Below are 14,098 nucleotides of genomic sequence, written 5' to 3' on the forward strand. Positions count from 1 at the left end.
ACCCGGCCGCCGGAGGTCAGCGCACCCCTGCGCCGACCTGGCCGTCGCCACCACCGGCCGTGCCGTCTCCGGCGCCACCGCCCGGGCCGGCCGCGCCCGCGTCCGCCAGCGCCTCCGGTATGCCCGGCTCGCGCGGCCCCAGGAACAGCGGGTCCGGCCGCAGCCAGGCGTTCAGCAGCGCCTTCCCGGCCCCCGGGACCTCCCGGAAGCCGCCGTACAGCCAGGTGAGGTCCTTGACCTCCGGCACACCCACCGCGTACGAGTCGATCCCCGCCGCCTCGCAGAGCGCCAGCGCCCGGCGGACGTGGAAGTCCTGACTCACCAGCACCGCCCGGTCCACCCCGAAGATCCGGTGCGCCCGGGTGCAGGAGTCCCAGGTGTCGAAGCCCGCGTAGTCGCCGACCACCCGCACCTCCGGCACCCCGTGCTCGACCAGGTACCGGCGCATCGCGTCGGTCTCGTCGTAGCTGGTCCGGCCGTTGTCGCCGGTCACCAGGATCGCCCGCACCTTCTGCCGCTCGTACAGCTCCACCGCCGCGTCCAGACGGTGCGCCAGGTACGGCGAGGGCTTCCCGTCGAACAGCCCGGCGCCGAACACCACCGCCACCGGCGCCGAGGGCGCGCTCGCCACCGTCCCCACCCGGTCGCCGGCCGAGATCCAGAGCCAGGCGCTCGGCGCGAGCGCCAGTGAGCAGCCGAGCGTCACCAGCTGGAACAGCCGCCGCTGGGCCGGTCGCCGGCGCAGCCGCCGGCCGAACCCCGCCGCCCTTCGCAGCACCAGCCCGGGGATGCCGGAACCCAACCGCACGTGCCCTCCCTCGTCTCGGCTCACCGGGCACGACGACGCCGTGGGCCCGGACGGTTCCCCGTCCGGGCCCACGGCGTCGTTCCGGAGTCCCCGCGTCGCGCGAGGGAGAAGTCGGCCCAAGGGGTTGTCTGACAATTCGCGTCGCATCAGCGCGCGGCGTTGGGCGCCCGGCTGGGCGTGCCGCCGAAGCGTCCTCGTACTGGACGTACTTGGACGATTCGGCGGTGCGTCCAGCCGGGATGCCCGGCGTCGCGCGCGCGGCGGGAATTGTCAGACAACCCCTAGACCGCGCGGTTGCGCCGCTGCGCCAGCTCGTCCGCCGGATCGTGGCCGACCACCGTCTCGCCGGTGTCGGTCCGCTCGGCGTGCAGCCGGTCCAGGGTGAGCTCCAGCTCCCGCCAGACCGCGCCGACCGCGATGCCGAAGACCCCCTGGCCCCCCTTCATCAGGTCGACCACCTGCTGCGGCGTCGTGCACTCGTACACCGTCGCGCCGTCGCACATCAGGGTCGTCCCGGCCAGGTCCGCGACCTCGGCGACGGCCTGCAGATGGGCGACCGCCACCCGGATGTTCTGCAGCGAGACCCCGGCGTCCAGCAGCCGCTTGACGATCTTCAGCAGCAGGATGTCGCGGAAGCTGTAGAGCCGCTGGCTGCTCGCGGGGTACACCGAGCGCACGCTCGGCTCCAGCAGCCCGGTGCGGGCCCAGTAGTCCAGCTGCCGGTAGGTGATGCCGGCCGCCGCGCAGGCGGTCGGGCCGCGGTAGCCGATCAGCTCGGAGGTCGGCGAGAGCCGCTCGATCGCGGGCTGGCCGGGCTGCACGGCCGGGAACCGGCCCACCCGCGGCAGCTCCGTCCGGGGCAGTTCGGTCACGGTGCGGGCGGTGCGCGGCAGGTGCACGGTGCACAGGCCTCCCGTGGCCACTTCGTCGCCAGTGCCGGTCATGCCTACCTCCGTCCACTCGTGCTGCGGGCAAACCGGGCCGCGGGCGTCGGACACCCGGGCAGCCCCTCCTGACGGTAGGCAGTCCCCTATGGCCCGTCAACGATCGCCACGCCGGGCCGAACAGACCACATCACTCAGGAGGGTGGTTTTTCGTGCCCCCAGTGTGGGTAGGTGCGCGTTTTTTGGCAAAACGGCCGTCGCCCGCCGGCCCGAAGTCCGGCCGCGGGCACCGCCCGGGCCATCACCACCGAGCAACCACGATCAGCCCCCGGGCAGTCGGCGAGCCGCCCCGGGCCCACCCCGGGACCGGCACCGGGCGGCGGGACGACTACTGCGGGCCGCTGCCGCCGAAGTCCTCCGGCGAGACCTGGTCCAGGAACTCGCGGAACTTCTCGACCTCGTCCTCCTGCTCGTCCGGGATCGCGATGCCCGCCTCGGCGAGCACCTCCTCGCTCCCGTAGATCGGCGTCCCGGTGCGCAGCGCCAGCGCTATCGCGTCGGACGGCCGGGCGCTCACCTCCACCCCACCGGCGAAGACCAGCTCGGCGTAGAAGACGCCCTCACGGAGGTCGGTGATCCGGACCTCGGTGAGCTGCTGGCCGAGGGCCTCCAGGACGTCCTTGAAGAGGTCGTGCGTCAGCGGGCGCACCGGCGTCATGCCCTGCTGGGCGAAGGCGATCGCGGTCGCCTCGCCCGGGCCGATCCAGATGGGCAGGTACCGATCGCCCCCGACCTCGCGGAGCAGCACGATCGGCTGGTTGGAAGGCATCTCCACCCGGACACCCACGACGTCGAGCTCATTCACACACGCAACCCTATGGCTCCCGCCCCGGATATGAAAGCGCAGCGCCGACGGTGCTGGTCAGGGCCCCGGCGAGGGCGGTGCGCACGGTCCCGGCGCGACCCTCGCGGGCCGGGGCCCGGCGCCCTACGGACGGGCCCGCAGACCCGCCTGCACCATGGCCGCGTGCAGCCGTACGGAGAGTGTCGCCAGCTCCCGGGCGGTGGTCTCGGCATGCGCCCTGGTCTGCGGGTTCCGGTGCCGCCGCAGCGGGGCCACGACCTGCTCGACCAGCGCGATCTCCCGGTCCGCGGCGGCCTTCATGGCCCGCAGGTGCCGGGGCTCCAGTCCGTACCGGCCGAGCTCCGCGACCAGTCTGGCGACCTGCAGCGCCTCGCCGTCGTACCCGCCGTCCGGCCCCGGGGCGACCAGACCGTAGGCCTCCCACTCGGCCAGCGCGGTCTCGCCGGCCTCGGCGGCCGCCAGCAGTTCGGCCCGGCCCAGCCGTACCCCGGTGGCGGCCTCGGCCCCGGCGGTCAGCTCGCGGTCGGCCTCCTCCAGCGGGCCCGGCCGGGTGTCGGCGGCGGGCAGCGCGGGCGGGGCCTCGCCGCGCTCGATCGCGTCGAGGTGCTCGCGGATCACCCGCAGCGGGAGGTAGTGGTCGCGCTGCATCCGCAGCACGTAGGCCAGCCGCTCGACGTCGGCCGGGCTGAACTTGCGGTACCCCGAGGGTGTGCGCTGCGGCTCGACCAGTCCCTCCGCCTCCAGGAAGCGGATCTTCGAGATGGTGACCTCGGGGAAGTCGTCACGCAGGAAGGCCAGCACCGCGCCGATGCTCAGCAGCTCGTCGCCGCCGCGCCGCCGCCCGGCGGGCCGGTCCGGACGGACCGGCTGCCTGGGGGCCGCGACCACGCCCCGCGCGCCCTGGTCCGGCCTGGGACCGGACGACGCGGGGGTGGCCGCCCCGAGAGGAGAGGAAGGGGTGTTCGTACTCACTCGGGCTCCTGCCGACGTTGGTTTCAGTACCCCCGGTTGTGGCTGGCGAAGAAGACCAGCCGGTACTTCCCGATCTGGACCTCGTCACCGTTGTTCAGGGCGACCTCGTCGATCCGCTCCCGGTTGACGTAGGTGCCGTTGAGGCTGCCGACGTCGGCGACGGTGAAACCGCCGCCCGGCGTCCGGCGGAACTCCACGTGCTTGCGGGAGACCGTGACGTCGTCGAGGAAGATGTCGCCCTGCGGGTGGCGGCCGGCCGTGGTCTTGTCCGAGTCCAGCAGGAAGCGGCTGCCGGAGTTCGGGCCGCGCTGGACGATCAGCAGGGCCGAGCCCGGCGGCAGCGCGTCGATCGCCGCCAGCACCTCGGCCGAGAGCGCCGGCGTGCCGGTCCCGGTCGTGGTGTTGGGGTCGTACGACTCCAGGCCGGAGATCGAGATGGTCGAGGTGGTCTCGGCCGATCCCTCGGGCAGCAGCCCACCCCGCAGCGCCGTACCGCAGTTGGAACAGAACCGGGCCGAGGCCGGGTTCTGGTTGCCGCACCTGGGGCACGGAGTCGGGCCAGCCATGTTCACAGCCTCCTGGCGCGGCACACCCGACGGGTTGTGCCCGGCGTACGGGTCCGGAGCAAACCCTCCACCAGAGGTTGAGGGTGCTGACGGGAAACCTATGCGCGGCGCGCCGGAGGGGTCAACCGACGCGCCGTAGCCCGCCTGATTCCCCGTGTACTGGGCCCCGGCACCGTCCCGGTACATGGGGCGCTCGGCGTACTCCGCACCCTCCGGGGCCGAGCGCATGCCCGGCACACCGGGCTCGTCGTAGTTGCGGTGCAGCGCGGTCGGCGCCTCCGCGGCCGCGTCGCGGCCCTTGTTACGACCGAACAACTTCGAGAAGAAACTCACGGGCGAATCCCCTTGCGTGTGACAGACCCGCCCGTGGGGCAGGGTGAGAACCTCGGACAGACTGCGGGCCCGGTCGTGGATCGGGCCGGCGGGAGTGGCACTCCGAGTGTGCTGGTCACTTCGGAGCCGGCTTGGCGTACTGCGGCGTCTTCAAGTCGACGAGTGCGTCGACGACCACCTTCTGCTGCTGGGAGATCGTCGCACGCGCCTGGTGGCTCTCCAGAGTACGGACGACACCCCCCGGGATGTTCAGCGCGGGGGTCAGGTCCTGCGGATTCCCCACGACGGTGAAGCGGTAGGGAGCCGAGACCTTCTTGCCGTCGATCTGCACACCGCCGCCGGACACGTCCGTGAAGTAGGTGTTGACCACCACGCGCACATCGTTGATCTGAATCGCCTCCGCCCCCGCCGCTCGTAGTTCCTGCAGGGTGTCCAGCAGCATATCTGCCTTCACCTGCCCTTGGGGATCATCGACCGTCAGTACGATGCCCGGACCTGTGGCCTTGACGGTCCCGGCGAGCACGCCGAGTTCCGTCACCTTCTTCCTGGTCTGCTCCTGGGCCTCCTTGGCCTGGTTGGAGCTGTTCTCCAACTTGGCCAGGGACTGCTCCAACTCCGCCTTCTCCTGCTGGAGACGCTGCTGACGGCTGTCCAGTTCGTCGAGGATGCGAACCAGGTCCTCCTGGCGCGCGCCGCGCAGCTGGCTGTGGTGGTCGTTGGTCGAGCGGACCTGGATCGCGAGCCCCAGGCCGAGCGCGAACAGCAGCACGGCCACCACCAGCTGACCGCGCGACATCCTCGGCGGCCACAGCGCCGCCTTGAGCCGCCGGCGTCCGGCGTGGCGGTCCACGGCCTGCGCGGAGACCGACATCGGCGCGGGCTCGACCTCCTCCGGATCCTCCTCGAACCCGGGCTCCTCCTCGGCCCCGGACTCCTCCTCGGGCTCGGGCGCGGGCTTCGGAGCGGGCTCGGGCGCGGGCGCGGGCAGCGGCGAATGCTCCGGCGCGAGCACCGGCCGGAGCTCCGGCACGGGCTCGGGCTTCCGCTCGAGCCTCGGCTCCGGCGCGGGCTCGGGCCTCGACACGGGCTCAGGCGCGGGTTCGGGCGCACGCACGGGCACGGGAGTCGGCTTCGCCTCGGACGGTGCCACCGGTGCGTGTCCGGGCACGGGCGTCACGCCGGGGGCGCGCACGACCGCGGCCCCGGGGACCGGCCGCGTCACGGGCCCGGGCACCCGCTCGGGCTCCGGGACACGCTCGTGAACGCGCTCCGGGTCCGGCTCCGGCCCGGCCTCGGCCACGACCCCGGGGGTCCGCTCGACCCGCCCGGCCGGACGAACGGGCGCCGGCCCCTCTCGCTCCCCGGTGCTCTCCGCCACCGCCCCGTCCTCGACCCCGGCGGTCGCCGTCCCGTCCGAGGACCTTTCCCCCTGCTTCTCGTCCCGCACGACTTCTCCCACCGATCCGTCCACTTCCTCCTCCGCCGCCGCGCGCCCGCGGCCCGGCTCAGGCACGGAAGACATGGCGCCTGATCGCGGCCGCGTTGGAGAAGATGCGGATGCCGAGGACGACGACCACGCCGGTGGACAGCTGCGAGCCGACCCCCAGCTGGTCACCGAGGAAGACGATCAGCGCCGCCACCACCACGTTGGACAGGAACGACACGATGAACACCTTGTCGTTGAAGATGCCGTCCAGCATCGCCCGGACGCCGCCGAACACCGCGTCCAGCGCCGCCACCACCGCGATCGGCAGATAGGGCACCACGGCGTCGGGCACCTCGGGCTGGACGAAGAGTCCGACGACGACGCCGATCACGAGACCCAGTACGGCAATCACGGTGTAGCTGCTCCAGTCGCTGCGGAGGACGACCCGGTGGTCGTGGTGGACGGGCGGGAGCCCTTGGCGGGCGGGGAGGACGCCGAGGGAGGCGAGGTGGTGGTTCTGGCCGGCGAACTCGGTGAGCGCTTGGCGGGGGTCGACCCGCTCGGCTTCGCCGAGGGCGACGCCCCGGCGGACGAGCCGGAAGAGGCCGGAGCGGACGGCGACGGCGACGGGCCACCGGACGGCGAGCCGCTCGCACCGGCCGCCGGAGAGCCGCTCGGCGACGCCTCGGGCACCGCGGGCTGCGCGGTCCGCAGGCTCACCCCGACGGCCGCGGGCAGTGTCAGGCTCTTCTGCGCCGACAGGGTCGACTTGATGCCGTACTTCTCCTGCAGCAGCCGCAGGTACTGGCCGGCCATGGCACTCTCGAAGGCGCCCAGCAGCCGCGGCCCGTCCCCCAGCGCCTGCACCGTGTAGGGCGGCACCAGCGGCCGGTTGTCCACCAGAACGGCTTCGCCGGCCGCGCGGATCGCCGAGAGCGCGGTGAGCCGCTGCCCGTTGATGGAGACCGCCTCCGCACCCGAGGACCAGAGCCCGTTCACCACCAGCTGGAGGTCACGGTCGCGCAACCGCCCGCTGTTGGAGAAGCCCTGCCCGGCACGCGGGTCGACGTTCCCGCCGGCGCCCGTCCCGGCCGCGTCCTCCAGTACCAGCTTCACCCCGGGGCCGGTGACCTCGGCCAGACCGACCGCGCCGGCCAGGGCCGCCGGGTCGCCCTCACCCGGGGCGAGCGCCTGCCGCTGTGTGGTGTCGACCTTCCGGCGCAGGTCCTGGACCTGCTGCTGAAGACGGTCCGCCGAACCGTTGGCGTCGTTGATCCGGTGGATCAGGGCGTCCCGCTCCTTGGCCAGCGTGGGTTCCGCCTTGTGCGCGTTCACCGCCCCGACCGTGATGACCGCGCCGACCAGCGCCAGCCCGGCGCCCAGGGTGATCAGCCCGCGCACCGTCCCCGGTATCCGGTACGGCCCGGCCCCGCCCCGCGCGGCGGCCGCCTCGGCGTACCCCTCGTCGAGGCTGTGGTCCATCACATTGGTCAGCAGGGACATCGAGGCATCCGGACGGTTGTACCGTCCACTGCTGGCACCCTGCCCCGGCGTCGCTGACATGCCGACCATCGTCCCATGTCGCGCGAGGGCCCTGCGCACGCCCCCTGACCTGCAACTATTTCAAATACGCCAGAACGCGACCAACCGCCCGAAACGGACAGCGGGGCGGAGCGGCGACCGCCGCTCCGCCCCGCCGCGGGCTCACCGCCCGGCGCTGTCGACCACCGCCGCCCACTCGTCGAGCAGGGCCTCGGTCGCCGCGTCGTCCGGCCCCTCCGCCCACAGATGGGTCACCGCCTCGGCCGGATCGGGCAGCACCAGCGTCCACCGCCCGTCCGCCTCGACGACCCGTACGCCGTCCGTGGTGTCCAGTTGCCGGCTACCGGCCGCCTCGACCACCGAGCGCATCACCATGCCCTTCGCCGCCCACGGCGTCGCGATGTCCCTGCGACGGATGTGCGCCTGCGGGATCCGCGCGTCGATCTGGCTCAGGGTGAGCTGGGTCCTGGCCACCAGACCGACCAGCCGGACGAAGGCCGCCGCCCCGTCCAGCACTCCGCTGAACTCCGGCACCACGAAGCCGCCGCGGCCGTCGCCGCCGAACACCGTGCCCTCTGCGGCGGCCGCCTTGGCCAGATCGTCCGGTGTCGTCGTGGTCCAGATGACCTGCGTGCCGTGGTAGGCCGCGACCTGCTCGGCGATCCGGGTCGTGGTCACCGGGAGCGCGACCTGCCCGCTCCGCCGCTCGGCCGCCACCAGGTCCAGCAGGACCAGCAGCGCCCGGTCGTCGTCGATCACCCGGCCGAGCTCGTCCACGAAGGCCACCCGCTCGCCCACCGGGTCGAACCGCACGCCGAAGGCGGCGCGCGAGGAGGCGACCAGCTCGCCGAGCCGGGCCAGTCCGGCCCGCCGCTCCTCGGCGTCCTCGGTCGGCCGTGCCTCGTCCAGCCCGCCGGAGACCGTCAGCGCCTCCACCCCGAGCCGGCCGAGGATGCTCGGCAGAACGAGTCCCGCGCTGCCGTGCGCGGTGTCGACGACCACCTTCAGACCGGCCTCCCGCACGCCCGTGGTGTCCACGGCCCGCAGCAGGTTGCCCGCGTAGCCGTCGAAGACGCTCGACGGGAAGGTCAGGTCACCGATCTCCCCCGGGAACGCGCGCCGGTACTCCTGGCGTGCGTAGACCCGGTCGAGCTTGCGCTGTCCGGCCTGGGAGAGATCGGCGCCGCGCTCGTCGAAGAACAGGATGTCCAGCGAGTCCGGCACCCCGGGGGTGGTGCGCAGGAAGATCCCGCCGGCACTGCCCCGCGCGGTGTGCTGCCGGGCCACCGGCATCGGCACGTTCTCCAGGTCGCGGACGTCGATCGCGCTGGTCTGCAACGCCGAGATCATCGCCCGCTTGAGAGCCCGCGCACCGCGCGAGTGGTCACGCGCGATGGTGACGGTCGCGCCCTTCTTCAAGGTCGTCGCGTACGCCCCGGCCAGCCGGACGGCCAGCTCCGGGGTGATCTCGACATTGAGAATGCCGGAGACACCGCGCACCCCGAACAGGTGCTCCTGCCCCCGGGACTCCCAGATCACCGAGGTGTTGACGACCGCGCCGGCCTCGATGGTCTTGAACGGGTAGACCCGGACGTTGGCCGCGATGATCGACTCCTCGCCGACCAGGCACTCGTCCCCGATCACCGCGCCGTCCTCGATCCGCGCGGCCCGCATCACATCGGTGTTCTTGCCGACCACGCAGCCCCGCAGATTGCTCTGCGGCCCGATGTAGACGTTGTCGTGCACGACCGCCTTGTGGAGGAAGGCACCGCGTTTGACCACGACGTTGCTGCCGAGCACGGTGTGCTCGCGGATCTCGACGCCCGCCTCGACCTTGGCGTAGTCGCCGATGTACAGCGGGCCACGGAGAATCGCCTCCGGGTCCACCTCGGCCCCTTCGGCCACCCAGACACCCGGCGAGATCTCGAAGCCGTCGAGCTCGACCTCGACCTTGCCGTCCAGGACGTCCGCCTGGGCCTTGCCGTAGCTCTCGTGGGTGCCCACGTCCTCCCAGTAGCCCTCGGCAACATAGCCGTAGACCCGCTTGCCCTCCTTGAGCAACTGGGGGAAGACATCGCTCGACCAGTCCACCGACTCGCCGGCCGCGACGTAGTCGAAGACCTCGGGCTCCATCACGTAGATACCGGTGTTCACCGTGTCCGAGAAGACCTGCCCCCAGGTCGGTTTCTCCAGGAAGCGTTCGACCCGGCCCTCGTCGTCGGTGATCGTGATACCGAACTCCAGGGGGTTCGGCACCCTGGTGAGACAGACGGTGACCAATGCGTTCTTGCTGCGGTGGAACTCGATCAATTCCGAGAGATTGAAGTCGGTCAAAGCGTCGCCGGAGATCACCAGAAAGGAGTCGTCCTTGAGGGCGTCCTCGGCGTTCTTGACACTCCCCGCAGTGCCGAGTGGGGTCTCCTCGTTCGCATAGGTGAGATGCATGCCCAGCTCTTCGCCGTCACCGAAGTAGTTCTTCACCAGTGAGGCCAGGAACTGGACGGTCACGACGGTGTCGGAGAGACCGTGCCGCTTCAGCAGTCGAAGCACGTGCTCCATGATCGGCATATTGGCGACCGGGAGCAGGGGCTTCGGCATGCTGGAGGTCATCGGGCGAAGTCGAGTGCCTTCGCCCCCTGCCATAACAACGGCTTTCATTACGGGTGCGTCCTCCTTCGCGGTGGTGGACCGTTCGGGTCCATCAAACCGTTCCAGAGGAGGTCTACCCGGAAGGTATCGTCCGACGCACCGTGGCGACGTGGGACTTCTCTCAGATCACGTCTCAGACCGTGGACGGCGAGGAGGCCGCGCGGCCGCGGACGATCTGTCGCACCTGGACCGCGTAAAGAATGGCGGCCCACCAGTACAGCGTGGCACCCCACCAGATGAACGCCCAGCTCACGATCTCGGCCGGCCGGGCGATCCAACTGTCCCCGGCGCCGAGCAGCAGAAGCGGAAACGCGTACATCAGATTGAATGTCGCGGCCTTGCCCAGGAAACTCACCTGCAGCGGCCCGTAGCCGTGCCGGTTGAGAATCGGCAGCAGCGCCGCGATAAACACCTCGCGCGCCAGCAGGATCGCCGTCAGCCACCACGGCAGGATCTCACGCCAGGTCAGGCCGACCAGGGTGGAAAGCACATAGAGCCGGTCCGCCAGCGGGTCGAGCAACTGCCCCACCCGGCTGATCTGCCCCCACCTGCGCGCGAGTTTCCCGTCCAGGTAATCACTGATGCCACTGAGCATCAGGATCAGCAACGCCCACCCGTCGTTGTTCGGACCGTCGAACACCGGCCAGAGGATCAGCCAGAGGAACAGCGGAACACCGACCAGCCGGCCCATGCTCAGCAGGTTGGGGATGGTGAGGACGCGATCGGTCTGGACCCGCGTCTCCTGGACCTCCACCCGGGGGCCTCCTGTCACGTATGGCAACTTTTCACGTCGACCTTACAACAGAAAAGCCCCCGACCGATTACCCGGCGGGGGCTCTTCCAGAAAATTTGTTCGGCGGCGTCCTACTCTCCCACAGGGTCCCCCCTGCAGTACCATCGGCGCTGTGAGGCTTAGCTTCCGGGTTCGGAATGTAACCGGGCGTTTCCCTCACGCTATGACCACCGAAACACTATGAAACTGTCGACCGCACCCGGTTCCTGGCCAGGAACCGGGGGTCGTTGTTTCAGAACAACACAGTGGACGCGAGCAACTGAGGACAAGCCCTCGGCCTATTAGTACCGGTCAACTCCACCCCTCACAGGGCTTCCATATCCGGCCTATCAACCCAGTCGTCTACTGGGAGCCTTACCCTCTCAAGGAGGTGGGAGTGCTCATCTCGAAGCAGGCTTCCCGCTTAGATGCTTTCAGCGGTTATCCCTCCCGAACGTAGCCAACCAGCCATGCCCTTGGCAGGACAACTGGCACACCAGAGGTTCGTCCGTCCCGGTCCTCTCGTACTAGGGACAGCCCTTCTCAACACTCCTACGCGCACAGCGGATAGGGACCGAACTGTCTCACGACGTTCTAAACCCAGCTCGCGTACCGCTTTAATGGGCGAACAGCCCAACCCTTGGGACCTACTCCAGCCCCAGGATGCGACGAGCCGACATCGAGGTGCCAAACCATCCCGTCGATATGGACTCTTGGGGAAGATCAGCCTGTTATCCCCGGGGTACCTTTTATCCGTTGAGCGACGGCGCTTCCACAAGCCACCGCCGGATCACTAGTCCCGACTTTCGTCCCTGCTCGACCCGTCAGTCTCACAGTCAAGCTCCCTTGTGCACTTACACTCAACACCTGATTGCCAACCAGGCTGAGGGAACCTTTGGGCGCCTCCGTTACTCTTTAGGAGGCAACCGCCCCAGTTAAACTACCCACCAGACACTGTCCCTGATCCGGATCACGGACCCAGGTTAGACATCCAGCACGACCAGAGTGGTATTTCAACGACGACTCCACCATGACTGGCGTCACGGCTTCAAAGTCTCCCACCTATCCTACACAAGCCGAACCGAACACCAATATCAAGCTATAGTAAAGGTCCCGGGGTCTTTCCGTCCTGCTGCGCGAAACGAGCATCTTTACTCGTAATGCAATTTCACCGGGCCTATGGTTGAGACAGTCGAGAAGTCGTTACGCCATTCGTGCAGGTCGGAACTTACCCGACAAGGAATTTCGCTACCTTAGGATGGTTATAGTTACCACCGCCGTTTACTGGCGCTTAAGTTCTCAGCTTCGCCCCGACGAATCAGAGCTAACCGGTCCCCTTAACGTTCCAGCACCGGGCAGGCGTCAGTCCGTATACATCGCCTTACAGCTTCGCACGGACCTGTGTTTTTAGTAAACAGTCGCTTCTCGCTGGTCTCTGCGGCCACCCCCAGCTCTGGCAGCAAGTGCCGTCACCAGGAATGGCCCCCCTTCTCCCGAAGTTACGGGGGCATTTTGCCGAGTTCCTTAACCATAGTTCACCCGAACGCCTCGGTATTCTCTACCTGACCACCTGAGTCGGTTTGGGGTACGGGCCGCCATGAAACTCGCTAGAGGCTTTTCTCGACAGCATAGGATCATCCACTTCACCACAATCGGCTCGGCATCAGGTCTCAGCCTCAATGAGTGACGGATTTGCCTATCACTCGGCCTACACCCTTACCCCGGGACAACCACCGCCCGGGCTGGACTACCTTCCTGCGTCACCCCATCGCTCACCTAGTACAGACTTGGTTCAGCGGCTCCACCACGTCCCATTGTCCGAAGACTCCGGGCCGGCTTCACGGCTTTAGCATCACCTGGTTCAGCGTTGGCGCTTCAAAGCGGGTACGGGAATATCAACCCGTTGTCCATCGACTACGCCTGTCGGCCTCGCCTTAGGTCCCGACTTACCCTGGGCAGATCAGCTTGACCCAGGAACCCTTGGTCAATCGGCGCAAGAGTTTCCCACTCTTGTATCGCTACTCATGCCTGCATTCTCACTCGTATACCGTCCACGACTGGTTTCCACCGCCGCTTCACCCGGCACACGACGCTCCCCTACCCATCACAGCAGGCGTTGGCCCTATATGCTGCAATGACACGACTTCGGTGATGTGCTTGAGCCCCGCTACATTGTCGGCGCGGAATCACTTGACCAGTGAGCTATTACGCACTCTTTCAAGGGTGGCTGCTTCTAAGCCAACCTCCTGGTTGTCTCTGCGACTCCACATCCTTTCCCACTTAGCACACGCTTAGGGACCTTAGTCGGTGTTCTGGGCTGTTTCCCTCTCGACCATGGAGCTTATCCCCCACAGTCTCACTGCCACGCTCTCACTTACCGGCATTCGGAGTTTGGCTAAGGTCAGTAACCCGGTGAGGCCCATCGCCTATCCAGTGCTCTACCTCCGGCAAGAAACACGTGACGCTGCACCTAAATGCATTTCGGGGAGAACCAGCTATCACGGAGTTTGATTGGCCTTTCACCCCTAACCACAGGTCATCCCCCAGGTTTTCAACCCTGGTGGGTTCGGTCCTCCACGAAGTCTTACCTCCGCTTCAACCTGCCCATGGCTAGATCACTCCGCTTCGGGTCTTGGGCATGCAACTCAGACGCCCTGTTCGGACTCGCTTTCGCTACGGCTACCCCACACGGGTTAACCTCGCTACACACCGCAAACTCGCAGGCTCATTCTTCAAAAGGCACGCAGTCACGAGACACACAGCAAGCTGCATGTCCGACGCTCCCACGGCTTGTAGGCACACGGTTTCAGGTACTATTTCACTCCGCTCCCGCGGTACTTTTCACCATTCCCTCACGGTACTATCCGCTATCGGTCACCAGGGAATATTTAGGCTTAGCGGGTGGTCCCGCCAGATTCACACGGGATTTCTCGGGCCCCGTGCTACTTGGGAGTTTCTCAAACGAGCCGTACAGATTTCGCCTACGGGGGTCTTACCCTCTACGCCGGACCTTTCGCATGTCCTTCGACTATCCATACGGTTTCTGACTCGCCGACCGGCCGGCAGACCGGTCAAGAAAAATCCCACGACCCCGTGACGGCAACCCCTGCCGGGTCTCACACCATCACGGTTTAGCCTCATCCGGTTTCGCTCGCCACTACTCCCGGAATCACGGTTGTTTTCTCTTCCTGCGGGTACTGAGATGTTTCACTTCCCCGCGTTCCCTCCACATACCCTATGTGTTCAGGTATGGGTGACAGCCCATGACGACTGCCGGGTTT

The 14,098-nt window shown here is 68.3% G+C and carries 10 protein-coding genes and 2 rRNA genes (1 of these 12 only partly in view); all 12 read right to left on the reverse strand.

Features of this window, described 5'->3' with window-relative positions:
* Positions 1-16: 16 nt before the first annotated feature.
* Positions 17-808, reverse strand: coding sequence for a SanA/YdcF family protein (locus BLU95_RS07740; RefSeq protein WP_502689813.1), 792 nt, complete (start codon positions 806-808; stop codon positions 17-19).
* A 281-nt stretch (positions 809-1,089) separates the two neighbouring features.
* A complete protein-coding gene (locus BLU95_RS07745; protein ID WP_093859342.1) occupies positions 1,090-1,752 on the reverse strand; it encodes a MerR family transcriptional regulator in 663 nt (220 codons plus the stop codon).
* A 328-nt stretch (positions 1,753-2,080) separates the two neighbouring features.
* Complete coding sequence (locus BLU95_RS07750) at positions 2,081-2,557, reverse strand: bifunctional nuclease family protein (RefSeq protein WP_030303568.1); 477 nt, start codon at positions 2,555-2,557, stop codon at positions 2,081-2,083.
* Positions 2,558-2,680: 123 nt separating this feature from the next.
* Positions 2,681-3,373: a transcriptional regulator FtsR gene (gene ftsR / locus BLU95_RS07755; RefSeq protein ID WP_173862234.1), complete on the reverse strand. Its 693-nt coding sequence runs from the start codon at positions 3,371-3,373 to the stop codon at positions 2,681-2,683.
* 179 nt (positions 3,374-3,552) lie between these two features.
* Positions 3,553-4,095 (reverse strand): double zinc ribbon and FHA domain-containing protein, encoded by a 543-nt coding sequence (locus tag BLU95_RS45490; RefSeq protein WP_030303564.1) that lies wholly within the window; start codon positions 4,093-4,095, stop codon positions 3,553-3,555.
* 448 nt (positions 4,096-4,543) lie between these two features.
* Positions 4,544-5,458: a DUF881 domain-containing protein gene (locus tag BLU95_RS07765; RefSeq protein WP_231978386.1), complete on the reverse strand. Its 915-nt coding sequence runs from the start codon at positions 5,456-5,458 to the stop codon at positions 4,544-4,546.
* Between the two features lie 475 nt (positions 5,459-5,933).
* Positions 5,934-6,266, reverse strand: a complete 333-nt coding sequence (locus BLU95_RS07770; RefSeq protein WP_030062488.1) for a small basic family protein — start codon at positions 6,264-6,266, stop codon at positions 5,934-5,936.
* Positions 6,263-7,417, reverse strand: a complete 1,155-nt coding sequence (locus BLU95_RS07775; protein ID WP_353653545.1) for a DUF881 domain-containing protein — start codon at positions 7,415-7,417, stop codon at positions 6,263-6,265. The genes BLU95_RS07770 and BLU95_RS07775 overlap by 4 nt, the downstream gene beginning before the upstream one ends.
* Positions 7,418-7,558: 141 nt before the next feature.
* On the reverse strand, positions 7,559-10,054 hold the full coding sequence (locus BLU95_RS07780) for a mannose-1-phosphate guanyltransferase (RefSeq protein WP_093859347.1): 2,496 nt from the start codon (positions 10,052-10,054) through the stop codon (positions 7,559-7,561).
* A 124-nt stretch (positions 10,055-10,178) separates the two neighbouring features.
* Positions 10,179-10,799, reverse strand: a complete 621-nt coding sequence (gene clsA, locus BLU95_RS07785; protein ID WP_093859348.1) for a cardiolipin synthase ClsA — start codon at positions 10,797-10,799, stop codon at positions 10,179-10,181.
* Between the two features lie 97 nt (positions 10,800-10,896).
* Positions 10,897-11,013 (reverse strand): 5S ribosomal RNA (gene rrf, locus BLU95_RS07790).
* An 86-nt stretch (positions 11,014-11,099) separates the two neighbouring features.
* Positions 11,100-14,098 (reverse strand): 23S ribosomal RNA (locus BLU95_RS07795) (it continues 124 nt past the right edge of the window).

It is taken from the genome of Streptomyces sp. TLI_053 (assembly GCF_900105395.1).
Classification (GTDB): Bacteria; Actinomycetota; Actinomycetes; order Streptomycetales; family Streptomycetaceae; genus Kitasatospora.

What these genes read in the sequence shown, in the direction of transcription:
- BLU95_RS07775 (WP_353653545.1), bottom strand. Translation starts at nt 7,417, where the DNA reads ATGTCAGCGACGCCGGGGCAGGGTGCCAGCAGTGGACGGTACAACCGT.
- BLU95_RS45490 (WP_030303564.1), bottom strand. Translation starts at nt 4,095, where the DNA reads ATGGCTGGCCCGACTCCGTGCCCCAGGTGCGGCAACCAGAACCCGGCC.
- BLU95_RS07780 (WP_093859347.1), bottom strand. Translation starts at nt 10,054, where the DNA reads ATGAAAGCCGTTGTTATGGCAGGGGGCGAAGGCACTCGACTTCGCCCG.
- BLU95_RS07745 (WP_093859342.1), bottom strand. Translation starts at nt 1,752, where the DNA reads ATGACCGGCACTGGCGACGAAGTGGCCACGGGAGGCCTGTGCACCGTG.